This is a genomic window from Nostoc sp. (assembly GCF_036917535.1).
In the GTDB taxonomy this organism is placed as follows: Bacteria; Cyanobacteriota; Cyanobacteriia; order Cyanobacteriales; family Nostocaceae; genus Nostoc.
The window spans coordinates 14,177-39,331 of record NZ_JBALDA010000072.1; the positions used below are offsets into that span (position 1 = coordinate 14,177).

Genomic DNA, 25,155 nt, shown 5'->3' on the forward strand with positions numbered 1-25,155 from the left:
AATGGAGTATTTTGCGAGGCTGATAGGCTACAGTGCCACTATGCCAAAATTCAAATCAAAATCTCGGCAATCTAAAAAATCGAAAAAGCAGGCTAAAAAGGAAACTTCTACCCTTAGCCTCAAAGAACAGTTAGCCCAAAAGCGCAAATCTGCTCAAGTACGTAAAGAAGTCACTAGCTTACTCACCACCGCCATTTTTGGCGGTGTCTTCGTTGGCATTTTACTTTTTTTCGTAGCTGGAATTAAAGCAGCAGTCCCTGGCGTGTTAGGGATAATAGTCATGTCCCTTTCCTACAAATATCCGCGCCAAGCTCTATATGCCTTTATCATTTATATACCTGTGGGAGGTACTGTCACCTACTACTTGGGCAATAGTCCCATACTCCAATTAGCTAAAGATGCCTTTTACGTTCCAGCGCTAATTGGACTTTGGCAGACTTGCCGTAGACAGGGGCTACCTATAATTATTCCTAAAGGCATTAAAATCCCACTTTATATTGTTTTGGCTTGCAGTCTGCTAACACTGTTGTTTGTCAATGGTGGACAACAATTTAATCCGCCTAGTGCGGGACTATTAGAAAAAGCACGCCAAGAAATACCATTAGGCATGGGAATTCTGGGACTAAAAGTATTTTTAGGCTATGTTCCCCTGATTGGTTGTGCCTACTATCTAATTCGCGATAAGCGAGATTTTCTATTTTTATTGCGCCTCCAGATTGTCCTCACACTGATTTGCTGCGCGCTGGGATTTATTCAATATTTCTTACTACTAACTGGTGTGTGTCAAGGCACTAGAGGTCTTGAAGGAGATGCCTTATTTAGAGCAACACTCGAAGCTCGGTGTTATTTTGGTGGAGCACTAGTATATAGTCCCGAAGAAGGAGTTATTCGCCTACCAGGAACATTTGTAGCTCCTTGGCAGTGGGCATGGTTCTTAATTTCTAGCACCTTTTTTACCTTTGCCACTGGCTTCAACGATCCCTCCCCAATATGGCGGATAATCGGTTTAGCTTCTTTAGTGGGAGTCTTTATCGATGCTGTAATCTCTGGACAGAGAATCGCCTTAGCTTTAGTACCAATCTGCTTCGGAATTTTGCTATTACTCACCGGACAACTTGGCAACCTGAAACGATTTATTCCCATAGGCGTGGGACTTGCCTTCATTTTGGGAATTGCGATGGTGACTAACCCTGCTGTCGTACAAGAGAGAACCGATAGTTTTGCCAGTCGTTGGAACGCCTCACCACCTCAAGATTTTATCATCCAGCAATTTGAAGAAAATTGGAAAAACGTAGACGGGCCATTGGGAAGCGGCTTAGGACGAGCAACAAACTCTGCCCGTGTGATGGGTGAAACTAAGCTTGTAGAAACCTACTACCCCAAAGTACTTTATGAAGTGGGAATTTTTGGATTATTAGCGTTTCTAGGTTTGGTAACAAGTTTAACAATTCTTGGCTTTAAAACCTATCGCTCCATAAAGAACCGTAATTTCCGCAGTTCCGCAGCAGCTTTATGGGTGTTTATATTGTTTATTAGTTACAACACTTACTACTATCCTCTGGATGTCGACCCTGTTGCTGCCTATTATTGGTTTTTTGCGGGAGTTCTTTTTAAATTGCCAGAATTGGAGAAACAAGATAAGGAAGATGCCAACCCTCAGCAAAAAAACAAGAAAAAACGTCTAAAAACAATTTAAATGAAATAAAAATGGCCAAAGATTATGATTGAAGGTCAAAAATACTTCAGTATTTCAAACCTATCTCGAAATTATCGCCATACACTTGTTTTTGATGATACTTATTGATGAGTAAGCAATTTCGTAGTCAGGGAGAGGAATGAAAGCGAGGTTTTCCAAAACCCGTGAAAATACACTGTGTAAATTAAAGCAATAGCCACTTACTGAGTTTCATGAAAATTAATTTTTACAAGGCTATTATAGAAGTTGTAAAATTACTTAATAAAAATTATGAATAATTGGCCATTAGTTACTGTAGTTATCGCAACCTACGGACGAGAAGAAGCGCTACGCGATAGCATTGTAGATGTATTAAAACAGGACTATCCAAATTTTGAAGTTTTAATTGTAGACCAAACTCCAAAACACCAACCAGAAATTCAAGCCTACCTAGAAGAGATGGCAAAGGTAGGTAAAATTAAATGGTTGCGCTTAGATTGGGCAAGTTTGCCAGGGGCACGGAATTATGCCGTCCGGCGGTCATCTGGTGAAATAATATTGTTTATTGATGATGATGTTCAGTTAACCCCTGGATTGTTAGCAGCTCATGCGAAAAATTATGTGCAAAACCCAGAGGTAGGGGCTGTAGCCGGTCGGGTCTTTGACAAAATGAAATTAGGTGATTCTGGAGGAGATTTAGAGATTGAATATCTGCCTCCTGAAGCTATGGACCCAGGAATTGCTTGGTATCATATTGATTTAGTACATACCATTAAACCCCAACAAGTGCTGACAGCGAGGGGTTGTAATATGTCATTTCGCCGCGAAATTTTTACTAAGTATGGATTGAGATTTGATGAGAGGTTTGGCGGGAGTGCAGTGCGCGAAGAGTCAGATTTTTGTTTGCGGTTGCGACAAACTGGGTATAAAATTTGGTACGACCCAGAAGCCCATTTGGTGCATTTAGGTGAAGAAACAGGGGGTTGTCATGATATTAGTATGCGATCGCTAAAATATCAACTCACCTTTTATCACAACCATTTTTTACTGGGGCTGAAAAACCTCACTGTGACTCAAGCTTTACGCTTATATAGTCGTTTATTTGACTGTCACGTTCTCGGACGCCCACCTTGTCATAAAAGCGGTTCCCCTATCAAAATTGCCACTCGCGCTATTTTCTACACTTTGGGTTTTTTCAAAGCCTTGGGTACTATTATCCAATCACTCTGGAACGATGGTCAAATTTACAGTCGATTGGATAAACAAGTTTAGTTATTGGGCATTGGGCATGAGGCATGGGGTATTAATTATTAAAAAAACAATAAATGACAAATGACAAATAATAAATATCAATGAAAATCTTAGTTGCTAGTCACACTTATATCGTAGACCTCAACTGTGAAAAATTACGCGCTTTATCTCAACTAGAATCTGACATTGAAGTTACAGTTGTAGTCCCAAAGCGCTGGAAACCAGGCGGTGTACAAAACAGAATTATTGAAACTGAATACCGTGATGAAGGCAGATTTAGAATAGTTCCAGTTTCTAATTTTAGTCAAAATCATCAGGGACTCCTTACCTTTGGCGCTGATTTGATATCTTTATTAAAACAATTTCATCCGCAAATCATCCAAGTGGAACAAGGGTCTAGAGCATTGGCTTATACTCAAATGATTGCCTTAAATCAGCTATTAGGACTCAAGGCAAGAAATGTATTTTTTACCTGGTGGAATCTTCCTTATGAACTGAAACTACCAGTTGCTTTATTAGAAAAATATAACCTTAACCACAGCCACGGCATTATTTCTGGCAATCAAGATGGAGCAGAAGTTTTGCGGCAACGGGGATATACAGGGGCAATTAAAGTCATGCCACAACTGGGTGTAGATGAAAGTTTATTTACTCCCAAAAACCAGCCAGAGCTAGCAGCTAAGTTGGGCATTGAAAAAGAGGATTTTGTAGTAGGTTTTGTTGGGCGATTTGTGCAAGAGAAGGGTTTGTTGACGCTTTTGCAAGCCTTAGCAACTTTGAAAAATCAACCTTGGAAATTACTGTTATTGGGACGGGGAGAGTTGCAAAGCGAATTAATCAAAATAGCGGCAGAAAACAATATTAAAGAACGATTAATTTTGATAGAAAGTGTTCCTCATCATGAAGTTGCAAGCTATATCAACTTAATGAGTACTTTAGTATTACCTTCAGAAACAACTTACAAGTTTAAAACCTTAACTTCTGCTGGCTGGAAAGAGCAATTTGGTCATGTACTAATTGAAGCGATGGCTTGCCAAATTCCCGTGATTGGTTCTGATTCCGGGGAAATTCCCTATGTAATTGGTAATGCTGGCTTAGTATTTCCTGAAGGTGATGCTCAAGCTCTTGCTAATTGCTTAATTCAATTAATGGATAAACCTGATTTTGCTCATATTCTAAGTGAAATGGGTTATCAAAAAGCAATGATTCAATATACAAATAAAGCTTTGGCTAAACAGCAATTAGAATTTTATCAAGAGTTAGTCATTAGTGAATAACAAAGGACAAAGGACAAATGACGAAAGACAAATGACAAATGACAAAAAAATGAAAATATTACAAATTGTCCCCTCAATTTCTCTAATTTACGGTGGCCCTAGTCAAATGGTACTAGGATTAGCTCCAGCGTTAGCAAAAGAGGGAGTAGAAGTTACAATTCTCACAACTGATAGTAATGGTGATAATGGTCAAACACCTCTGGATGTTCCTTTAAATCGCCCCATTAAACAAGATGGCTATGAAATAATTTACTTTCGTTGTGCCCCGTTTCGTCGCTACAAATTTTCCCTAGATTTATTAAACTGGCTAAAACGTCATGCTCACGAGTTTGACATAGCACATATTCATGCTTTATTCTCACCAATAATTAGTGCTGCTGCTATTGTGTGTCGTCAACAAAAGCTACCTTATATTTTCCGTCCTTTGGGTACTCTTGATCCGGCTGATTTACAGAAGAAAAAGCAATTAAAACAGCTTTATACCGCAATTATAGAACGTCAAAATTTAGCTAGTGCCGCAGCAATTCATTTTACCAGCGACCAAGAAGCTAAAATATCAGAACGATTTGGAGTATCTACACCAGATTTGGTGATTCCCTTGGGTGTGATTCCCCATCAATCTTCTATTAAAAATGTATGTAGTCAGTTAGAACTACCAAAGGATGTACCATTGGTGCTGTTTATGTCACGAATTGACCCGAAAAAGGGGTTGAATTTGTTGATTCCGGCGCTAGAGAAGCTATTAGCGATTGGTTATAAGTTTCATTTTGTCTTAGCTGGTACTAATCCCCAAGAACCAGATTACGAACAAAAGATAATATCCCAAATTCAAAATTCACCATTACGATCGCACGCTACAATTACAGGCTTTGTCACTGGTGAACTCAAAGTTAGTTTACTACAAACTGCTGATTTATTTGTCTTACCTTCCTACTACGAAAATTTTGGGATTGCTGTAGCTGAAGCGATGGTTGCAGGTGTACCCGTAGTCATTTCTGACCAAGTGCATATTTGTCAACAGATACGTGATAGTGAGTCGGGTTGGGTAGGCCCAACAAATGTCCAAGCACTGGTAGAGTTACTGCAAGAGGCATTGCAAAATCCCCAAGAACGCCAACGACGGGGATTAAATGCCCAAAAGTATGCCTTGGAAAATTTTAGCTGGGATGCGATCGCCAAGCAAACAATCCAAGCCTACCAAAAAATTCTGCTACTTAAAGTGACAACGCAGAGAATACAAAAAATTCCGTAAGTAGAACGAGGTGAAAAACATAAATGTATAGTGGGGGAGGAACGCCGCTCAGGGACTGGGAAAGTTTTTAAAATTTGCTTTGGGTAATAGCCCCCACCATAATTTTTCGATTTGACACCCAATCCCCAATCCCTAATCCCCAGTCCCCAGTCCCTTTTACATCACTCGTCAAACGAAGAAGTTGATTTGGGGTAAGGACCTCGAAAGAAGTTGCATCTTTTTAGTTATCGGTGCGCGTTCCTCATGGTAGCGGCGCAGGGCATCGGGAACATTCCTCATTCCTTCCCTGCTCAATGCCCGGGCTAAAGCATCGGCATCCTGAATCGCTTGGTTCGCGCCCTGACCTACGCGGGGAGCCATAGGGTGAGCCGCGTCGCCCAGCAGGGTAATGTGTGCAGTGCTCCAGGTGTGGATGGGTTCGCGTTCGTAGACAGGGTTTGCCCGAACCGGAACCGTCCCAGCTTCGATCAGGTTGATTATGGCAGAGTCGAAGCCTTTGAAGTAATCAAGTAAAACCGACATTGGCACCTCGCTCGTCCAGAGATCCTTCGGCGGGGTGTCGTACTCCATGCTGGTGTCCATAGCAACCTCGGCACCCCCGCGCAGAGGCAGCAGCAGCATCACCCGGGACTCTTGGCGCCAGAGGTAGAGCCGGTTGTTTAGCGTGCCTTCAGGCATCGCGGAACTAGGCGCGAGTCCACGGAGGACGACCAGCTTCGAGAAGATGGGCTCGTCGTTATGAACGAACTTGCGAACCACGGACCAGATGCCGTCGGCTCCGATCACGACCTTGGTGCGAACCTGCTGCCCGTCTGCAAACCTGACTACACCGCGCTCACCGTCTTCAAATGCCTCGACGCATTCCATGCCGAGATGGATGTGCTGCTGATCCACGCCCTCCTGCAAGAGAGCTTGGACATCGGCGCGATGCACAGAGTAAGCCCTGCCGTCGCCAGTCGGGTCGGCGGAGATCGTCCCAATGGGTTCGCCGTCGCTGTCACGTACTTCGATCAGCGGAATCTGCACAGCCTCGGCATGGAAGCGGTCGGCGATGCCCCATGCCTCAAACAGCCGCACACTGGGTTCGCGGATGACGACAGCTCCGCCAACTGCTTTAAGGACTTTGGTTCGTTCGTACACGTGGGCTTCGATGCCAGCCTTCCGCAGTGCTACGGCGGCAGCTAGCCCGCCGATACCGGCTCCGATGATCGCGACATCGACATCCGAGGGGATGGTAGCTACCGTATCGCTATTATTTGTCATCTTTCATAATCTCCTTAATTCATCTGTATTTCGAGTTGCTACTTTTAGGCGGCAGCAACGTCCGTTCGCTCACCGATGCGAAGCCTGGAAAGAGTATCTCCAACGCGCCGATGATCAATAAGCGCTGGTCGTTCGCAAGCGGATACTGCTCGAGCTGGTCGCCGAATCCCCCGATGAATACAACGAGGAAAAACGAAACCGAAACGAGCTTAGAGCGTTGTGAATAAAATCAAGTCCTTATCCAACACCCATACTTTTACGGGAAGATCCTTATCAACAAATTAATTGAAACGAAACTGTTTTGTTTCAATTAATTTTATTGAAACAAAACAGTTTCGTCTTGTCAAGAGGTATGCTAGAAATTAGTCAATGTCGTTAGTGGATTCCTAGCAAAACGGGGAAATTGAGTGATGAGTAACGTTAAGAGTGCTGAGCGGGAGTTGTCCCCTGAAAAAACCGAAGCCATCCTGCGTGGAGCGATGCAGGAGTTTCTGGAGCATGGCTATGCAGGTGCCAGGATCGATAAAATTGTGGCAGCCGCAGGAGTCTCTAAAGCCACAGTTTACCGACACTTTGCCGATAAAGCAGTATTATTTACCGCGCTTATCCAACGAATAGCTGTGGGAGTACACTTTTTTCACCAACAAGAGCTTCCACCATTGGGAGAGGAGCCGATTGTATTTTTGAAACGTTATGCTACTCAAATACTTGACCGTATTACTTACAACCCGCAAGAGCTAGCGTTTTTCAGAATTATCATTGGGGAGTCAGGACGCTTCCCAGAACTGGGACAGGAATTTGTTCAGAATATTGAAAAGCCAAATATTGACTTTCTGACGCAGTACTTTGCGACTCATCCTAAACTTCAGCTTGCTGATCCTGAAGTTGCAGCACGAACGCTTACGGGAACACTGATCCATTTTGTGATTATGCGAGATATGCTGCATGGTGGGAATATTTTACCAATGGAGTGTGATCGCTTCATAGATGGCTTGGTTTCACTGATTATTCACAAAAACAAAAGTCATTGATGAGTCATTAGTGATTGAAATGCGATTGCATGAGCACGATCTAAGTAAGTATAGTTTTTACCTCTCTTTCGTCCTTTATCCGAGAGTGTTGACAACCTAAAATTTTGTTTCAAACCGCTAAAGCCCGATTGGGAAATAGGGGTTTATGTCATGATGGCATACTAGAATATATATGCCTTTCTAACTACAGGTAATCTCTCATGGCTCTCCGTCTAGGTGACACAGTACCCAACTTTACGCAAGCCTCAACACACGGCGACATCGATTTTTACCAATGGGCGGGTGACAGCTGGGTTGTGCTGTTCTCTCACCCTGCTGATTTTACACCTGTTTGTACAACAGAACTTGGCACAGTTGCCAAGCTCAAACCAGAATTTGACAAGCGCAATGTCAAAGCGATCGCACTCAGCGTTGATGACGTAGAATCCCATAAAGGCTGGGTGGGAGACATTGAAGAAACTCAAAGCACCACTCTTAATTACCCAATTTTGGCAGATGCAGATCGTAAGGTTGCAGACCTTTACGATATGATCCACCCCAATGCTAATGCAGCTGTGACAGTGCGATCGGTTTTCGTAATTGACCCCAATAAGAAACTCCGTCTCTCTTTCACCTATCCTCCCAGCACGGGACGCAACTTTGATGAACTTTTGCGGGTGATTGATTCTCTGCAATTGACTGATAACTACAGCGTGGCGACACCAGCTGACTGGAAAGATGGAGAGGATGTTGTAATTGTTCCCTCACTCAAAGATCCAGAAGTACTCAAACAGAAATTTCCCAAAGGTTATGAGGAAGTTAAACCTTATCTGCGGGTAACTCCTCAGCCTAACAAGTAAATCTAAAAATGGTTTCGGATACAAAAGCAAAGACGCCAAGATATAACTTTGCGTCTTTGCTTTTTTGCGTGAGAATATAATCAGTGGGCTAGGCATCTAAAGCTGGAGGAAATCCCGATGTTTTCATCTCCTTTGGTTTTGCAAATTCCGTCATCAATGCAAATGACAGACGAACAATTTTTTGAGTTTTGTCAGGTGAATCGTGACTTACGTATTGAGCGGAATAAATTCGGAGAGATATCAGTTATGCCGCCTACAGGTGGAACAACAGGCAACCGTGGAGGCAACATCTTTGGGCAACTGTGGGTGTGGTCGGAACAAGATAGTACAGGTATAACTTTTGACTCTAGTACTGGATTTAAACTATCAACAGGTGCGAACAGATCCCCAGATGCTTCTTGGATTAAACTAGAACGGTGGAATTCTCTGTCTCCAAAACAACAAGAAAAGTTTGTACCCATTTGTCCAGATTTTGTAGTCGAACTCAAATCTCCCAGCGACAACCTCCAGACTTTGAAAGAAAAAATGGAGGAATATATGAATGAGCCAGGAATACAGTTAGGCTGGTTAATTGACCGTAAGCAGCGTAAAGTTTATATTTATCGTCCTGGATTGCCAGAAGAATGTTTAGATAATCCTGCTACCGTTAGCGGTGAGTTGGTATTGCCTGGGTTTATTTTGAATATGAATAAAGTTTGGTAAGAAAATTTTATTTAAATTTAGGCTGGCGACGATAAGTAGGTCGGCGTAAATAATTACTGTTAGGATAAGGCAGGGGGCAGGGAGCAGGGGGAAAGAGGGTTTTAAGATTTTTGCATAGATGCCCAGAATAATAACTAATTAAGCATAACTAATTAAGCGGACATGATATAATTGCCTGAGCGATCGCTGCAAATTCCTCTACTTTTGGCTTAGTATCGCCACGCAAAGACTGAGCATAAAGTTGAGGCGAATCGCACAGTCACGATCAAATCCTCCTCGAATAAGCCAGTTTTGACCAGAAAGAAAAAAGTACAAACCCCTAAATTTATTTATAGAAAATAAAAATGCAAAGCAACATTAATTCAAGCTCCCGGATTTATCCGTGGGGTCTTCAATTTTGAATTTTGAATTTTGAATTTTGAATTCCCCGAAGGAGCGTGCTACTTTGCATTGACTTGGCAACATTTTATCAGAGGTTGTTTAGCTAAATTCTCTAAATCTACGGATTTAAGCAAATTCATCCATTCCACTGCTATAGTTGGATCTTCAGGTTTGCTAAGACGTAATTCAGCCAAAGTAGTCAAGGCATCGTGCCAAATACCATTCTCGGCATAAAGGTTTACCCGTTGCTGAAGAGTTGCTTGCTTCAAGCTATCTACTAATTTAGGATTTACATTGACCGGTTGCACCCATCCTTCCACATACTCTCGTTCTGGAGGTTGTTGTGGATTGCAAATGACTTTTATTTTGAAAAACCAGTGATACATCTTGTCTACTTGCAATGGTGGATTATTTGTGCTTAAGGGAATGCTAATAATTCCTGGTACTTCTGGTATTGTTACTATTGTTCGGTAAAGAGTTTGACTTGGTTTACTTGACTCATCTTTGAGAACAAACTCAATAGAATCAATTATAGATTTTTTATAGGGGACAAAAAACCAAAAAGTTGGATGTTCCTCATTCGTTAAGCCCCAAACTTTAGTAACAGAAACAGCTTCTGTTTGTCCTTGTTTGAGTCTCTCTTGGTATATAGGTACAAGTGCAATAACAGACTGATTACTAACACCACAACCACGACTTGCAGCTCCACCGCGATCGCCTGCTGCACCCCTGTCTGGAGGAGGCGGAGGAGGCGAAAATTTCTTAGGAATGGCCGCACCTGATGTCATCGAAATCATTGCAGAATAGCCGATAATTCCCAACAAAGTCATTCCAAATACAGCGATTAATTGGATTTTTTGCCAATAACTTTTCATAAAAACTCCTAACTTCTGCCTGATAAACGGTAATTTTAATACTTCAAATTGGCATTATTATTAATTTTTAAATTTCCTGTTTAAGTAAGTTATAGCTATTAAACCATTACCTACTAAAGCCAACATAGTAGGAATGAGGGGAACCCAACAACTATATACAATTAAGAATATAAAACAGCTAACGTATAAACTAATAATGGCTATTCCTCCTGCCAAGCTTAGATAAATAAATCGGTGCAGATAAGCAGTAAACAAACCGCCTAAAAAAGACCAACCCCAAATCCAAATTACTTCACACCAAAGCGGCCAAGTCCACAACAGAGGTTGTCCATCCAAAGCAGCACTGAGCAGTTGACTGACCATCTGGGCTTGTAAAAATACTCCTGGTATTGCCTGTAATTTCCCTTGAGGAGTGATGTAGGGAGTTAACCAGTAATCACCAAAAGTTTCTGCTGTTGTGCCAATAATAACTATTTTATCTTTGACTGCATTGGCATTTAGCTTACCCCTTAGCACTTGTTGTAAGGTCATGCTTGGTGCGATCGCTTCTGGTGAAGGAGAAGAACGATAATTTAATAAAATTTGGTGTCCAAAAGCGTCAACCCCTTGATAACCTCCGGTATGAGCTTCTATTGGTTTAAATGTCAGCTTCCCCAGTTTCCATGCGCCATCAGAGGTAAACTGCAACCGAATTCCCTTGGTGTGCAGGTAACGCAGCGCAAGTTCAACGTTCAGGGCATAGGGCGCAGTACAAGGAGATGAGGGTGAAGGAGTTAACGCTAACAGCTGGCGACGCACGACATTATCTGAATCTGTGGCAACAATATCGCTAAAACCGAGATTCTGTGAAGAAAGTTCTGGGGGTGGTTTCACACCTGGTTTTCCTGCTTGAGGATCGCTGAGTTGACATACCCCCACAAAGCGATCGCTCTTTCGCATTCGTTCTGCTAATGCTGGATAATCCTTAGCCACTGGATAATCTCGGTATATATCCAAACCAATAACTTGCGGTTGATATGCCTCTAATTTTTCTAACAGTTGGCCAAGTGATTTGTCTGACAACGAACCTTGAGGTTTTTCCGGTTTTTGCGCTTGCACATCTTCTTCAGTCACAGTCACAACCAGTAGGCGTGAGTCTGGTTTTTCAGGAGGACGCAAGCGTACCAGTTGGTCAAATGCATTTAGCTCTAATGGTTGCAACACACCCAAATACCGTATCCCGATTAATATTCCAGTTACTACCATGCTTGTCAGTAAGATCAATGAGAAGCCAAGCCGATTTGTGGTTCCTCTAACAGGCGTGGTTTGAGACAAAGATGCAGGAAGATTGGGTGTATTTCTAAACAATTTCCCCCAATTCAACACCATCTCAGCCGGATTTTGAAAGATCACAGGCAACCATGTAGCGCAGGGAAATTGGTTTTCTAGTCCCTGTAACCTTTCTCGTGCTTCCCTTACAGCTAAATACAACGAACCTCCCCGTGCGAAGGCTTCTAAAAAATACTTTAAAAACTGTTGCGCCACCCGATCGGGTACAGGCTCTCGCATCACGATAATTTGAGGAATATGTAAATCTGCAAACTCCCATGCCAATCCCAAGCCATCACAGGAATTGAAAATCGCTAGTTGTAGACCTCGTTCTACTGCCTTTTTCAAGGCATACTTTAACTGGCTAATTGTTAGACTTTCTGTTTGGTTGATGTAGATTCTTCCTGTTTGATTCGTTTCTTGAGTGGAACTATGTCCGGCAAAAAATAGAATCTGCCAATTCTGATCCCATAGCTGATCGGTAAGGTCAAGACATTGTGGTTCAACTAAAAAAGTGATGTCTGTATTGGGTAATAAATTAAGTAGCGCCTGGTCTGCTTTGGTATCAATACCTTGACTGTTACCCAAAATCGCTAAGATTTTTACTTTATCGTATGTAGTTGCTATGCGGTTAAGATTGACTTGTTCGTAGGCAGGAGCGCTCATGGCTATTTCCGCCTGGGGATAACGTTCTAGCAAATCCCAAAGATGCCAAGGGAATTTCTGTAATCGCAGGTCTTTGGTTTGTAAAAGCATACGGATATTATCCGCAAGCATGAGTTTTTCTAACAATTTCTCGCGGATAGAACGAAAGGAATCGGAAGCAAGCCAAGTATTAAAACTTACTTTAAATTCCTCACTCACTTGTTGGCAGTATTCTAGGCTGGGGACTTGGTTAAGTTCTTTAGGTAAACCAATCGGACGAGATGGCAGCCTTAAATTACGATAAATAGATTGCCAACGGTGATAATCGCGGAGAATTTCCGGGTTGGGGGGAAGCTCACCTGTAATTTCCACAGTCGGGCGGACATTTTCATTGCCAATCTGTAGAGTCACGGTAAAACCTTGTTCAAAGTTTCCCTCCCCTAACTTTAAGATGATTAACTTGTCCACAGCTAGTTCTCCCTAGATGTTGAGTTGTATCTATGTGAGGTACACCCGTAGGGCACGGCACTGCCCATTGGTGTCAACTTAAGCTCAAATGCTTGTCCCGCATACGCTTTACCCCACCCTAACCCTGCCCTTGCAAAGGGGAGGGAACTCGATTTCCGGCTTCTCCCGTTTGCAAGGTTAGTTAGTGGGCGACAATTCACCAGCCCCTTTAAAAGGGAACTCGATTTCCGGCTTCTCCCCTTTACAAGGGGAGCCACTGCGTTGCGGTGAGGGGGTCGCAGTCTTGGCGGTTCCCGTCGATTGCGAACCCCCGAACCCGAAGGGAGGTTCCCTCCGTTGTAGCAAGTGGCGTGGGATTGAGGGGGGTAATTTGACTTGTGTGTACACCGTAGCCCCAAGGCATCGGGGAGGGGCGGTTTTGGTTTTAGACAAAACCGAGATGGAGTGACGCTGTGAGTAACCATAAGCGAATTAACTCAATATCACGTCTTGACAAGGATTTCTACGTTAAATTGACACCAATGGGCACTACCGTGCCCTTACACCCTGCTATATATATCTTGGTTGCTAAATGAATTGCCTACTGTGTGTAGTTAAATTCAGTGTAAGAGCAAATAATACAGGCTAAACGTGAAGATTTTTGAAGGTAACACTTAAAACCGCAAAATCTCTCGGTCATAGTCTTCAGGTGTAGGTTCTATTTCCCAAACCAATCCTTCTCCTAGTTCCAAAATTACTTCCAAATACAACATATCTACAGGAGTTACTGCCGTATCTTGATTATTTTCAAAAGCTTGTAAGTCTTCCGTTAGTAGTCGGAGCTTAAAGCCAGCAGGAATTTGACTATCAAGAGTTGTACTTCGCAATTCAAAACGCCAAACATAGTTCTCAGAAGTGCTTTTTGGAAAAATGCGTAACTCGTATGTTTGCTCTGCAACTATTATTTGCCGAGACAAGCCGAGAACTGGTTCTGCACTCCGCATTCTGGCAGGTACCACGATGAATTCTCTTTTTTCCCATCCCCACTGTTGAGCTAAATTGGCTACTCCTGTCTGTAACCATTGCGGAATTGACGACTGTATGAGTAAACCCTGACGCAGTTCATACAACTTTTTTCGCCAACCGCTATGTGTTAAGAGCGCACCCCAGAGTGAAAATGGAACTGCCAAACGCGGAAATTTCACATTGGGATCGCCTAATCTTTCTAAAAGGTTTTCTGCCTGGGTTTTGGTAATAGAATCTAAAGGTGCAATCTCGGCACGTAAGGCTTCTAGCTGATTAAGTTGGCGTGTAACCCACAGCACATTAATATCTGGAATTAAATCTTCACTTTCCAAGCTGTAAGTGCGATCGCCAGCATCATAAATCCCTTTTGTTTTCAGAATTTGATGGGTTGTATAGCCAAAAATCTTCATCCAGCCATCATCGGGATTAACTTGTACTGCTATGTAATAGTCAGCAACCCATTCTGGGATATCTACCCATTCTTGCGGTACGCGCAACTCATTGTCATCCATTGCCAAGGTGGGAATTAATACAAGGCGATCGCGATCAAAAGTAATAGCTGTGCCATTGACTACTTCCCAAAAACTCGGCAATGCCGCACTGTTAGGATAAACCCTGGCGGTGGGAGCAATTTCCTCCTTGAACCAAGGCAAAAATGCTTGCAAGCATTTTTGATTTATCCACCCACGTTGACAAGCACCAGCTGTTGAGTATGGTTGTTCTTGCGCCTCTGGAGATTGGTTAATTTCTAAGTATAAATGCTGTGAGTCAATAGTAAATGGGGGAGGTGGGTTCAACATAAATAATTTTAAAATAGCTCCATATAAAGACCATAGTAGGGAGAGGGGAGAGACAAAATTATACCAATTCAAAATTCAAAATTCAAAATTAAGAAACCCAGAGAGAACAAAGGTTTAGGAGTATGTATCTGTCGCATTCTTTTTTCAAATTGGTATTATTTCTTGTCTGCTCATTGAATCTGGGTATGGCTATATTGAATTTTGAGCCATTCCTCTAAACTTGTGTTTATGGCATCTACTACGTCGGATTTAGGGGAAATATGCAAGGTGTTTTGACTCCATTGCGTGAGAGTCAAAAGCAATGACTTTTTAATGCTGCTAAGGCGACGGGAAACAGTATATTGCTTAATTTCTAACTGTGCAGCAATTTCTTGTTGAGTCAGTTGTTGAACGTAGTAAGCTTGTAGTACTTTTTGAGACTCAGCATCGAGTGCAGCGATCGCTTTGTACAAAACTTGGTTTAACTGAGTTTGCTGCGATCGCATATTCGCAACTTCTTCCTGCTCAATAATTTCCGTTAGTAAAGATGTTTGCAAATCTACAGGCAGTATATCTAATAAATTACCCTCATCTTCTTTGAGGGGAGCGTCTGCGGAAACAATCTGAGGATAGAGTAAATTACGGGCGGCTTTAGCAGCAGATAATACCCAGGTTTCTATGGTTTGCTGATTGACTGTGGCAGTGGGCGAACTTAATCGGCTGAAACGTTCTGCATTATAAAGATTACTAATAGCCTCCCAAGTCCGAGCATCTGGTTTGGCAAGCTGACGAATTTTTCTATTGTCACTTGTGTAGAGTTCCTTAAAGCATTCCCAGGCTAAAACATAACTCTCGATGCTTTCGGCGTTAAATCCGGCATTTTGTAATGACTGCACTAGTCGTTTGCGGCTGAGTTTATGCAATAATGCCCAGTCTGAGCAAATGTCTGCTTCCCGCTGTAAACGCAGTGCATCTTTGATAATCGATTCAAAAGTTAATTGTGCATAGGATTTTAAATGCGAACTGTATTCAGGATTAAAAGTTTTGAGTATTTTGTTAATATGAGCGATCGCCATCTGAAAACAGTCTGCTACAGACGATTGTGTGGGAAAGTTGAGGGCGAATTTTCTGGCTGTCCAATAGCACACCTCTTGTAAATAAGCAGAAATATGTGCAAGTGCCACAGCACTAGATTCAGTCTGCCAAACTCTATACCAGTAAAGTGCCCAAAAGGTATCTGATTTCTCAGTTGATGTTCCCCCCAGGCAAACTTTCATACTGCGTCGCAGTTTGGCATCTGTTGCCCAACCACTAAATTGGTCTAGATCAAATTGCACAAAGGTAGAAAAGATTTCAACAATGCCCTGTCGGGGTTGCATGGAATACTTGCCGTTGTTTGAAACATAGCTGATTTCAATTATACAGCCATAGAAGCAAAAGCTAATTCCTTGCTGCGTAAGGACTTTACAGATGTTTCCAAAAATTTTCCAATCCAAGTGCATAAAGACTAAAAGTCATCGTAGAGAGTGATATGCAGAGAAGTTCATTTAGTAAGTAACACTAAAAAGATGCTTTCTTTGGGGGCTTGCTGAATCATTCGATGATTTCGTCAAGAACAAAATTTCGATGGTTACAACCGCAAATTCATCCCGCAAATATGCAACGTGTTAAAACTTACCTAATTCTCTTTGCATAACCTAATTAAACAAGGAGAAAAACCATGTTAAATATCGATACCATCACTTCTACTTCTAACAATTCTGTTGTTGCTCAAGAACAACTGTTCACCGAATTAACTCTCGAAGAAGGAGCAATAATTGAGGGAGGACAGTATTTAATTTCAATTAGAGATGCCGGTCCAGCTAGGGCCGCCGTGCCTGTCCAAAGAACTTTAAGTACTAATATTGGTCTCCCTACGCCCAACCCGACAGTTCTTCAAATAACAAATGCCACTAACTACAATTTGTCCTATAACTTAGCCTATGATGCTCCTAACGCTGGCAGTAATCTTGCCATTGCCCCAGGGCAAGTTTCAGATTTTCTAGGTCTAGATCCAACAGCTACAGCAAGTTGGGATCTTAGTTTACTGCTACCAGGGGTACAAAATCAGATTCAGGATCTAGCACCAGGAAGGAGATATGAATTTTACGAAGTCTAACTGAACTGGTTGTCTGACATTTTAAAGAGTCCCTACTCAGTTAGACCTGAATGGCACTAAGTTAAGATACAGCCCTTGCCCTGACTGCTTCCCAGCCTCCAGGCTCGGAATCCATCATAGGAGGCTCCGCCTCCTCTTTCTTGACGAGAGGCAGAGCCTCTCGGAATACGTTCCCAGTCTTAAGACTGGGAACGAGGCTACACAAGCCTTTGGGCTTTTCTTAGTGCCATTCCAGTCAGACCTAATAGTAAAGAGTGGGGTGGACATCTTGTGGCGATCGCAATCGGTGCGTCTTGAGGGACTGCTAAGCGATCGCTCTTACCAACTACTTTAGACTATACCCCAAGCAGCCAAAGGTTTGAATATAAAAAATAAATACTTAATACAATCGGGTCACAAGACTCGATTGTATTTTCTCTTCAATCATCACATCAGAAAAATGAAATACCAAATTCCTCCAACACAGTGAAGAAGACTGTGGTGCTGCAAGTCTTGCAACCATTGCCAAACATTACGGACGCATATTTACCCTCAACCGCGTTCGAGAACCCGTAGGCACAGTGTGTAGGTTGGGTTGAGGAACGTAGCAAGATCCCGCAGGGTAACCCAACATTTCCGGGACTTTGTTGGGTTGCGCTTTGCTTAACCCAACCGACAATTTTCTTAACTGTCTTGGTTCAGATCAAAGAGTCACTACTCAAAAATCTGGGTTAAGAAGCTGAATACAATATAAGGTCGGGGCAAGTACCCCGATTTTTTTATGCATAAGGATTTACCAGATTTTTAAAAATAGTTCTGTTCCAAATGCATAAAAACTCAAAGTCGTCGTAAAGAGTGATATGCAGAGAGGTTCACTTAGTAAGTACTACAAAAAAGGTGCAAATAAGGTGAATTATAATTTATCTAATTATCTCTGAATTGGGCATTTAATTAATGCCTAATTGGTGACTTTTCAAAGTCAAAAAAAGTAACAATTAACAATATCAAACGGAGAAAATCATGGCTAACAAAGAACAATTATTTACTAATTTAACTCCTGAAGAAGGAGCAGACCTCAATGGCGGTGCTGCTTACGATCTTGTGATCAAACAGCTGTATTGCGTGAATGCAGGTGCAGATATATTAGGTGACGACGATACCATGCTCAAGGTTAACGGGAATAAGGTTTGGAGCGGTGGCATGGGATCAGGGAGTAATAAGGATTTCGACCCCCTGCTCCATGTTGGGGTCGATAACGGCTCATTCGTTGGTCTCTACGATGATGATGGCTTTTGGAGCGGTGATGACTTCATGGGTGGCTTTACAATCAACGGCCTGCAATCGCCGACAACCATAACCTTGTCCGGAAGTGGTTCCCAGTACACACTGACTTACAAAGTCATAGAATCTACCTTTTGATGCCTTTGAATAAGGCAATTGTCATAAAAATAGCGCAGTTGAAGCTAAAGCTTTTCGTGTAAGCTTCAACTGCATCCCTGTCCTATCGGGGCGAAAGCCCCGATATCTCTTTCTCCCTTGCTATTGGTCTTGAAAATGAAATACCAGATAGTTCTACAACACAGTGAAGAAGACTGCGGTGCTGCAAGTCTTGCCACCATTGCCAAACACCACGGACGCACATTTACTCTCAACCGCGTTCGAGAAGCCGTAGGCACTGGTTCTAGAGGAACATCCTTGCTGGGATTGAAGCGAGGTGCAGAAGTATTAGGATTCAATGCCCGCCAAGTTAAAGCCACTCCCCAAGTAATTGACCAATTAGATCAAGCTCCCCTACCAGCAATTATCCACTGGAAAGGCTACCATTGGGTAGTATTATACGGACAAAAAGGTAAAAAATACGTCATCGCCGACCCTGGTGTTGGTATTCGTCATCTTACCCGTCAAGAGTTAATGGCAGGTTGGGGTAATGGCGTCATGTTACTGCTGACTCCAGACGACAGTCGTTTTTATCAACAAGAATCAGATAAAATTGACGGACTGGGAAGATATCTGCAACGGGTTTGGCCCTATCGCTCTATTCTCGCTCAAGCGATCGCCATTAACATCGCCATTGGACTGCTTTCTTTGGCATCTCCTTTTATGATGCAACTCCTCACCGATGATGTCTTAGTACGAGGTGATACCCAACTACTAACCACCGTTGCCATTGGCGTTATCGCCATGAACTTGATTAGAAGCGCCATTAGTTTAGTCCAATCTCACCTCATCGGTCACTTTGGTCAAAAATTGCAATTAGGACTAATTCTAGAATACGGACGCAAACTCTTACATTTACCCCTTTCCTACTTTGAAGGACGACGCAGCGGGGAAGTTGTCAGCCGCATTGCCGATGTCAAAGCCATCAATAACTTAGTTTCCCAAATTGTCCTCGGATTACCCAGTCAATTCTTTATTGCTGTAATTTCCTTGGGTTTTATGCTCTTTTACAGTTGGGAACTAACTCTAGCTTCCATTGTTGCATTTATAATTGTCACGGGTGTTAACCTGCTTTTCTTACCTGCGATGCGCCAGAAAACCCGAAATCTAATTGTTTCTGGTACAGAAAACCAAGGCTTTTTGGTAGAAACATTTCGCGGCATCCAAGTATTAAAAACTACCCAAGCCACTCCCCAAGCTTGGTCAGAATACCAAAGGAATTATGGTCGCCTCGCCAACTTGGGCTGGAGTGTGATGAAACTGGGACTGTATAGCAGTACAGTTACTGGCATTCTTTCCACCTTCATTAGTATTGGCATCCTTTGGATGGGTAGCTATTTAGTCATTAATCACAGCTTAACAATCGGGCAATTAATGGCATATAACGGCATGAGTGGTAACTTTCTTGGCTTCTTAGGTGCTGCCATCGGCTTAGTAGAGCAGTTTATCACAGCCCAGATAGTCCTGCAACGCATGACAGAAGTGATTGACGCTACCCCAGAATCCGAAAATGATTTTAAAAAGCCTTGGGCACAAATTCCTGGTCATGCAGATATTACTTGCACTGAACTTAACTTTCATCACGCAGGTAGAGTTGACCTCCTACAAGATTTTTCCTTAACTATTCCTGGCGGTAAAGTCATTGCTTTAATTGGCAAATCTGGCTGTGGTAAAAGTACCCTGGCAAAATTGCTGACTGGCTTATATAAAGTTGAGTCTGGCAATATTCGTTATGGTTTTTATAATCAGCAAGACCTATCCTTAGAATGTCTCCGTCAACAAGTGGTATTAGTTCCTCAAGAACCCCACTTTTGGAGTCGTTCGATTATTGATAACTTCCAGTTTAGCTATCCCCATCTTAGTTTTGAAGAAATTGTCAGAGCTTGTCAAATTGCAGGTGCAGATGAATTTATTAGCAAACTACCTGATAAATATCAAACTGTTTTAGGAGAATTTGGGGCAAATCTTTCTGGTGGACAACGCCAACGATTAGCCATAGCCAGAGCCATAGTTACTCAGCCACCAATCTTAATTTTAGATGAATCCACAGGCGCACTCGACCCAGTAAGTGAAAGAGAAGTACTAGATAGACTTTTAGCCTATCGTCACAATCAAACGACTATTTTAATTAGTCACCGTCCCAAGGTGATACAGAGGGCAGATTTAATTGTATTTTTAGAACAAGGACGCTTAAAAATCCAAGGTACACCAGAAGAATTGCGCTCTTTACCTGGCGAACATTTAGATTTCTTAGATGATATTTTTCCCTCTTATAATGGGTTGGCGCTAATATCTTCCCCAGCTCATCATAACGGTAAGACTGCCACCATTAATTAAGATAATTCGTAATTCGTAAGACATCATGGTTAGCAACACAAATTTTCTCCCCCCAATTCAAACAAACGAATTTCTCCCACCAATTACTCGTTGGACAACATGGGGCGGAATGTTTATTCTCTGCGTTCTCGGATTAGCTGTGCCACTTGCGGCAATTTGTAAGTATAAGGTTACAGTCCAAGGACAGGCGGTTGTACGTCCGACGGGTGAATTGCGAATTGTGCAAGCGGCGACTGAAGGTCAGGTAATGCACATTTATGTCAAAGAAAATCAACTTATCAAAAAAGGAGATGCGATCGCAACTATCGATGACTCTCGTCTGCAAACCAAAAAAAGTCAATTGCAAACTAGTATTCAACAGTCTAAGTTACAACTAGTGCAAATCAATGCCCAGATTAGTTCCCTTAATAGCCAGATTCGAGCCGAAACTGACCGCCTTAACCGGATTATTACTGGCGCCGAAGCCGAATTGAGCGGTCGCCGTCGGGAATATCAAGATAAAAATCTTACCACTGTTTCCGAACTTCAAGAAGCTGATGCCAACGTCAAAATAGCTGAGAAAGAATTGCAGGCTGGGGAAGCACAGTTAAACACAACACAAGCAAATCTCCATGCTGCTGAAGCTGCCTTGGGTGCAGCTCAGTCAAAACAGAAACGATATGAGACTGTAGCTAACCAAGGGGCGCTATCTCAGGATCAATTTGAAGAAGCACAATTAGCTGCCAAACAGCAAGAGCAAGCGGTAAAGGCGCAAGCAGCAGCAGTGGAGGTGCAAAAACAGACAATTGAAAGGTTACAACAAGCAGTATCTGCTGCCATTGCCAGAAGACAACGCGCCCAAGTTGCCGTAAATCCAAGTAATACAGAAGTAACTGTTGCTACTGAAAGGATAGCTCAAGAAAAAGCCGGAGGGGAAAGCAACAAAGCAACAATAGAAAAGGAACGTCAAGCCTTAGTTAATCAACAGATTGAAACTGAAAAGCAGTTAGAACGCGATACTAGCGAACTCAAACAAGCCGAAATAGATTTAGCTCAAACCGCGATCGCAGCTACAGCCGATGGTATCATCTCCCAACTCAATTTGCGAAACCCAGGTCAAACTGTGCGTGCTGGCGAGGAAGTATTGCAAATTGTCCCCACTGATGCACCTCAAATTTTGAAAGCTGCGGTGGCATCTGATGAGCAAAGTAAGTTAAAAATTGGTCAAAAAGTCCAAATGCGGGTAAGTGCTTGTCCTTACCCGGATTATGGTACTCTCAATGGAAAAGTACAGACAATTTCTCCAGATGCGATCGCTCCTCAAAACAATGGCACAAATGCATCAATGAATGGGACTACTAGCCCAAAAGCTACTGCGTCTGGTGCTTTTTATGAAGTGACTATTGAACCGGAAACTCTGGTTTTAGGTAAAGATAAAAACCAATGTCACATTCAATTGGGCATGGAGGGTAGGGTTGATATTATTTCCCGTGAAGAAACGGTGCTGCAATTCTTTCTCCGTAAAGCGAGGTTGATTAGTGATTTGTAACTTTTTATTTTGGGAAGCATTATCTAACTTTAAGTTTTAAAACTTTACTCTCATTGAGAGAAAATATCTATTGAATTCGGGCAGTCGTTTATTGAATTCGGGCAGTCGTTTATTGAATTCGGGCAGTCGTTTATTGAATTCGGACAGTCGTTTATTGAATTCGGACAGTCGTTTATTGAATTCGGACAGTCGTTTATTGAATTCGGGCAGTCGTTTATTGAATTCGGGCAGTCGTTTATTGAATTCGGGCAGTCGTTTATTGAATTCGGGCAAACTCCAAGAATTTACATAAAACTATTTAATGATTTTGTAATAAATAAATCATTTTATACGGCATTGTGCGGGTGTCAAGTAACCCAAATTCTGTCTATCCTAGTGCTGTACAGTTCAGGATAGAACTCAGTTTTTGTCCTGGCGCATTATTAATAATAGGAAAGTGATTTATGTCACGTCCAAAACGCGGGTCTAAAGTACTTGATAGAGCACAGCGTCGGATTGCGGCTTTGAAATCGATCAGTCCCACCTTAGACTTAGGCAATGGGATAACAATTGACTCCTTTGCATCTGCCATCAAAACAACGCAAGACAAGTTAGAAGCATATAACTCAAGCCTCTCCACCGTGGATCTGACTCAGGGAACCTTAGAACTTGCCGAAAAATCGCTGATGGAACTAACAGAACATATGTTAGTCAGTGTAGCTGCAAAGTATGGCAAGAATAGCGATGAGTACAAAATGGCAGGAGGCGTTCGTCGAAGCGAGCGCAAACGTCCAATGCGTCAGCCTAAACAAGGGGCTGTTGCTTGATAAAGACGCTATTCGATGTGGAATATTTTGAAGCTGCCGATGGTCGATTTAGCATTTTTTATGGTGAACCGTTGACGGTGCAAGCAACAATTCGGTGAGAGTTTTAACTTGCTTGCTTTATTGCTTATCGGCTCAACAACTTGACTAAAATAGTTTTTACCTCGGTGTTTAGAATCCCCGACTTTTTTTAAAAGTCGGGGTTCTAAGAAGATGTTTGAAAAGTCATGATTGATGTATCATATTCACCGAAGAGCCAGAGGGGAAGGGGGCAGGGAGCAAAGGGAGCAAGCCCTTAAGAGGAGCGCAAAGCAAAGCGGAGCATGGGTACGTTCGCAAAGCGTCTCGGAAAGAAGCCCCGCTCTTACAGGGCGCTTGAACTGGAGCGGAGTACAAGTTCCGTCTTAATCTTCCTCCTTGCTCCGTGCTCCCCTGCTTCTTTTGACAGGTAGGAAATGAGCAGGCGAGGCTGGTTATGATATGGCAATCTAGTAGAAATAGGAATTGGCTCTCAGGTTTATTAAGAGTTTTTAGCATTACTGGAGTGCTTGCTTATGTCATAATATTTTGTTGTGAAAATCACGCTTTAGCCCAGATTATCCCTGATAGAACATTGGGCGATCGCTCCTCAAGAATAACTCCCAATGTCAATATTAAAGGTAGTGTTGGCGATCGCATTGATGGCGGAGCAATTCGCGGTGCAAACCTGTTCCATAGTTTTCAGGAATTCAATGTAGGGCAGTTGCAGCGCGTTTACTTTGCCAATCCCACGGGAATCTCCAATATTCTCACACGGGTGACGGGGAGCAAGGTCTCAAATATTCTCGGCACTTTGGGGGTAGATGGTAGTGCAAATTTGTTTTTTCTCAATCCCAATGGCATCATTTTTGGACAGAATGCGCGTTTGGATGTGAGCGGTTCTTTTATAGCGACTACGGCGAACTCATTTGTGTTTGGTAATGGGTTGGAATTTAGTGCAACTAATCCTCAGACTCCTTCTGCATTACTAACAGTTAATCCTTCGGCATTGTTTTTTAATCAACTTCAGGCTGGTAGCATTGAAAACAGGTCAATTGCACCAGCAGGAATAGACCCATCAGGTTTGAAAGCATCTGGTTTACGAGTACCTAATGGAAAAAGTTTACTGCTAGTGGGCGGTAATGTCAGCATGGATGGCGGCAATTTAAATGCTTATGGTGGGAGAGTTGAATTAGGGGGGTTAGCAGCACCGGGAAATGTCAATCTTCTTTTTAATCGGGATAATCTCAGCTTGAAATTTCCTCTTAATGTGACTCGTGCTGATATATCGCTTACCAATAAAGCAGGTGTATTTGTCACTGGTGCTGGTGGCGGTAATATTGCAATCAATGCCCGAAATATAGACATATTAGGCGTAAGTGGACTTTATGCTGGTATCGGGGTAGGTTTGGGTACACCTAAAAGTGTTGCTGGGGATATTACACTTAATGCTACCGGGGAAATCAAAATTGCTGGTTTTGGTAGTATGATTGACAATTTTGTAGAACAAGAAGCAAAAGGCAAAGGAGGCAACATTACTATCGATTCTGGTGACTTCTCATTACAAGATGGCGCTCAACTTGAAGCCTTAACTGATGGACAGGGGAATGCGGGGAATGTGACAGTGAGTGCAAAAAATGCTGTTGACCTTGCATTCGGTTTTATCGTAAGTTTTGTAGATTTCGGTGGTGTCGGTAAGGGTGGTAATATCGACATCAATGCAGCAAACCTGTCACTCACTGATAGCGCTCAACTTGAAGCCTTAACTTCTGGACAGGGGAATACGGGGAATGTGACAGTGAGTGCAAAAAATGCTGTTGACCTTGCAGGTAACTCTTACATCTTCAGCAGAGTGCAAGCAGGAGGTGTGGGTAAGGCTGGCAATATCGACATCAATGCTACTTCCCTGTCACTTACTGATGGCGCTCAACTTTCAGCCTCAACTTTCGGACAGGGGAATGCGGGGAATGTGACAGTGAGTGCAAAAAATGCTGTTGACCTTGCAGGTAACTCTTACATCTTCAGCAGAGTGCAAGCAGGAGGTGTGGATAAGGCTGGCAATATCGACATCAATGCTACTTCCCTGTCACTTACTGATGGCGCTCAACTTTCAGCCTCAACTTTCGGACAGGGGAATGCGGGGA

Annotated in this window: 18 protein-coding genes and 1 pseudogene; 14 read left to right on the plus strand and 5 right to left on the minus strand. The window is 42.7% G+C overall.

The window, feature by feature from the left end:
- Positions 1 to 40 precede the first annotated feature (40 nt).
- The 4 genes from hpsL (at position 41) to hpsP (ending at position 5,455) form a co-directional block, all read left to right on the plus strand.
- A complete protein-coding gene (gene hpsL, locus V7K56_RS23295) occupies positions 41 to 1,696 on the plus strand; it encodes a hormogonium polysaccharide biosynthesis protein HpsL (protein ID WP_334914031.1) in 1,656 nt (551 codons plus the stop codon).
- 270 nt (positions 1,697 to 1,966) lie between these two features.
- On the plus strand, positions 1,967 to 2,947 hold the full coding sequence (gene hpsN / locus V7K56_RS23300; RefSeq protein WP_334914033.1) for a hormogonium polysaccharide biosynthesis glycosyltransferase HpsN: 981 nt from the start codon (positions 1,967 to 1,969) through the stop codon (positions 2,945 to 2,947).
- 80 nt (positions 2,948 to 3,027) lie between these two features.
- A complete protein-coding gene (hpsO, locus tag V7K56_RS23305) occupies positions 3,028 to 4,203 on the plus strand; it encodes a hormogonium polysaccharide biosynthesis glycosyltransferase HpsO (protein WP_334914035.1) in 1,176 nt (391 codons plus the stop codon).
- A gap of 49 nt (positions 4,204 to 4,252) precedes the next feature.
- On the plus strand, positions 4,253 to 5,455 hold the full coding sequence (gene hpsP, locus V7K56_RS23310; protein ID WP_334914067.1) for a hormogonium polysaccharide biosynthesis glycosyltransferase HpsP: 1,203 nt from the start codon (positions 4,253 to 4,255) through the stop codon (positions 5,453 to 5,455).
- Positions 5,456 to 5,623: 168 nt separating this feature from the next.
- Here hpsP and V7K56_RS23315 read toward each other — a convergent pair whose 3' ends face one another.
- Complete coding sequence (locus V7K56_RS23315) at positions 5,624 to 6,718, minus strand: FAD-dependent oxidoreductase (RefSeq protein WP_334914037.1); 1,095 nt, start codon at positions 6,716 to 6,718, stop codon at positions 5,624 to 5,626.
- Positions 6,719 to 7,128: 410 nt separating this feature from the next.
- Between V7K56_RS23315 and V7K56_RS23320 the strand changes: the two genes are divergently transcribed.
- From V7K56_RS23320 to V7K56_RS23330, 3 genes are all read left to right on the plus strand, one after another.
- Positions 7,129 to 7,749: a TetR/AcrR family transcriptional regulator gene (locus V7K56_RS23320; RefSeq protein WP_334914039.1), complete on the plus strand. Its 621-nt coding sequence runs from the start codon at positions 7,129 to 7,131 to the stop codon at positions 7,747 to 7,749.
- Between the two features lie 200 nt (positions 7,750 to 7,949).
- Complete coding sequence (locus tag V7K56_RS23325) at positions 7,950 to 8,588, plus strand: peroxiredoxin (protein ID WP_334914041.1); 639 nt, start codon at positions 7,950 to 7,952, stop codon at positions 8,586 to 8,588.
- 117 nt (positions 8,589 to 8,705) lie between these two features.
- Positions 8,706 to 9,290, plus strand: a complete 585-nt coding sequence (locus V7K56_RS23330) for a Uma2 family endonuclease (protein ID WP_334914043.1) — start codon at positions 8,706 to 8,708, stop codon at positions 9,288 to 9,290.
- A gap of 440 nt (positions 9,291 to 9,730) precedes the next feature.
- Here V7K56_RS23330 and V7K56_RS23335 read toward each other — a convergent pair whose 3' ends face one another.
- From V7K56_RS23335 to V7K56_RS23350, 4 genes are all read right to left on the minus strand, one after another.
- Entirely contained in the window at positions 9,731 to 10,546 is an 816-nt protein-coding gene (locus V7K56_RS23335; RefSeq protein ID WP_334914045.1) for a DUF928 domain-containing protein, read from the minus strand.
- A 60-nt stretch (positions 10,547 to 10,606) separates the two neighbouring features.
- On the minus strand, positions 10,607 to 12,967 hold the full coding sequence (locus tag V7K56_RS23340) for a CHASE2 domain-containing protein (protein ID WP_334914047.1): 2,361 nt from the start codon (positions 12,965 to 12,967) through the stop codon (positions 10,607 to 10,609).
- Between the two features lie 653 nt (positions 12,968 to 13,620).
- A complete protein-coding gene (locus tag V7K56_RS23345; RefSeq protein WP_334914049.1) occupies positions 13,621 to 14,772 on the minus strand; it encodes a DUF1822 family protein in 1,152 nt (383 codons plus the stop codon).
- A gap of 170 nt (positions 14,773 to 14,942) precedes the next feature.
- On the minus strand, positions 14,943 to 16,130 hold the full coding sequence (locus V7K56_RS23350) for a sigma-70 family RNA polymerase sigma factor (protein ID WP_334914051.1): 1,188 nt from the start codon (positions 16,128 to 16,130) through the stop codon (positions 14,943 to 14,945).
- 341 nt (positions 16,131 to 16,471) lie between these two features.
- On the opposite strand from V7K56_RS23350, the gene V7K56_RS23355 reads away from it, so the two are divergent.
- The 7 genes and pseudogenes from V7K56_RS23355 to V7K56_RS23380 all read left to right on the plus strand — a co-directional run.
- The gene (locus V7K56_RS23355; RefSeq protein WP_334914053.1) at positions 16,472 to 16,909 is read left to right on the plus strand and encodes a hypothetical protein; all 438 of its coding nucleotides are present in this window, start codon (positions 16,472 to 16,474) and stop codon (positions 16,907 to 16,909) included.
- 439 nt (positions 16,910 to 17,348) lie between these two features.
- Positions 17,349 to 17,469: pseudogene (locus V7K56_RS37205) on the plus strand (cysteine peptidase family C39 domain-containing protein); the annotation flags it as partial.
- A gap of 439 nt (positions 17,470 to 17,908) precedes the next feature.
- Positions 17,909 to 18,307, plus strand: a complete 399-nt coding sequence (locus tag V7K56_RS23360; RefSeq protein ID WP_334914055.1) for a hypothetical protein — start codon at positions 17,909 to 17,911, stop codon at positions 18,305 to 18,307.
- Between the two features lie 135 nt (positions 18,308 to 18,442).
- Positions 18,443 to 20,662, plus strand: coding sequence for a peptidase domain-containing ABC transporter (locus tag V7K56_RS23365; RefSeq protein ID WP_334914057.1), 2,220 nt, complete (start codon positions 18,443 to 18,445; stop codon positions 20,660 to 20,662).
- A gap of 25 nt (positions 20,663 to 20,687) precedes the next feature.
- The gene (locus V7K56_RS23370; protein WP_334914059.1) at positions 20,688 to 22,190 is read left to right on the plus strand and encodes an HlyD family efflux transporter periplasmic adaptor subunit; all 1,503 of its coding nucleotides are present in this window, start codon (positions 20,688 to 20,690) and stop codon (positions 22,188 to 22,190) included.
- A gap of 443 nt (positions 22,191 to 22,633) precedes the next feature.
- Positions 22,634 to 22,996, plus strand: a complete 363-nt coding sequence (locus V7K56_RS23375; RefSeq protein ID WP_334914061.1) for a hypothetical protein — start codon at positions 22,634 to 22,636, stop codon at positions 22,994 to 22,996.
- 472 nt (positions 22,997 to 23,468) lie between these two features.
- A partial coding sequence (locus tag V7K56_RS23380) for a two-partner secretion domain-containing protein (RefSeq protein WP_334914063.1) occupies positions 23,469 to 25,155 on the plus strand: 1,687 nt, incomplete at its 3' end.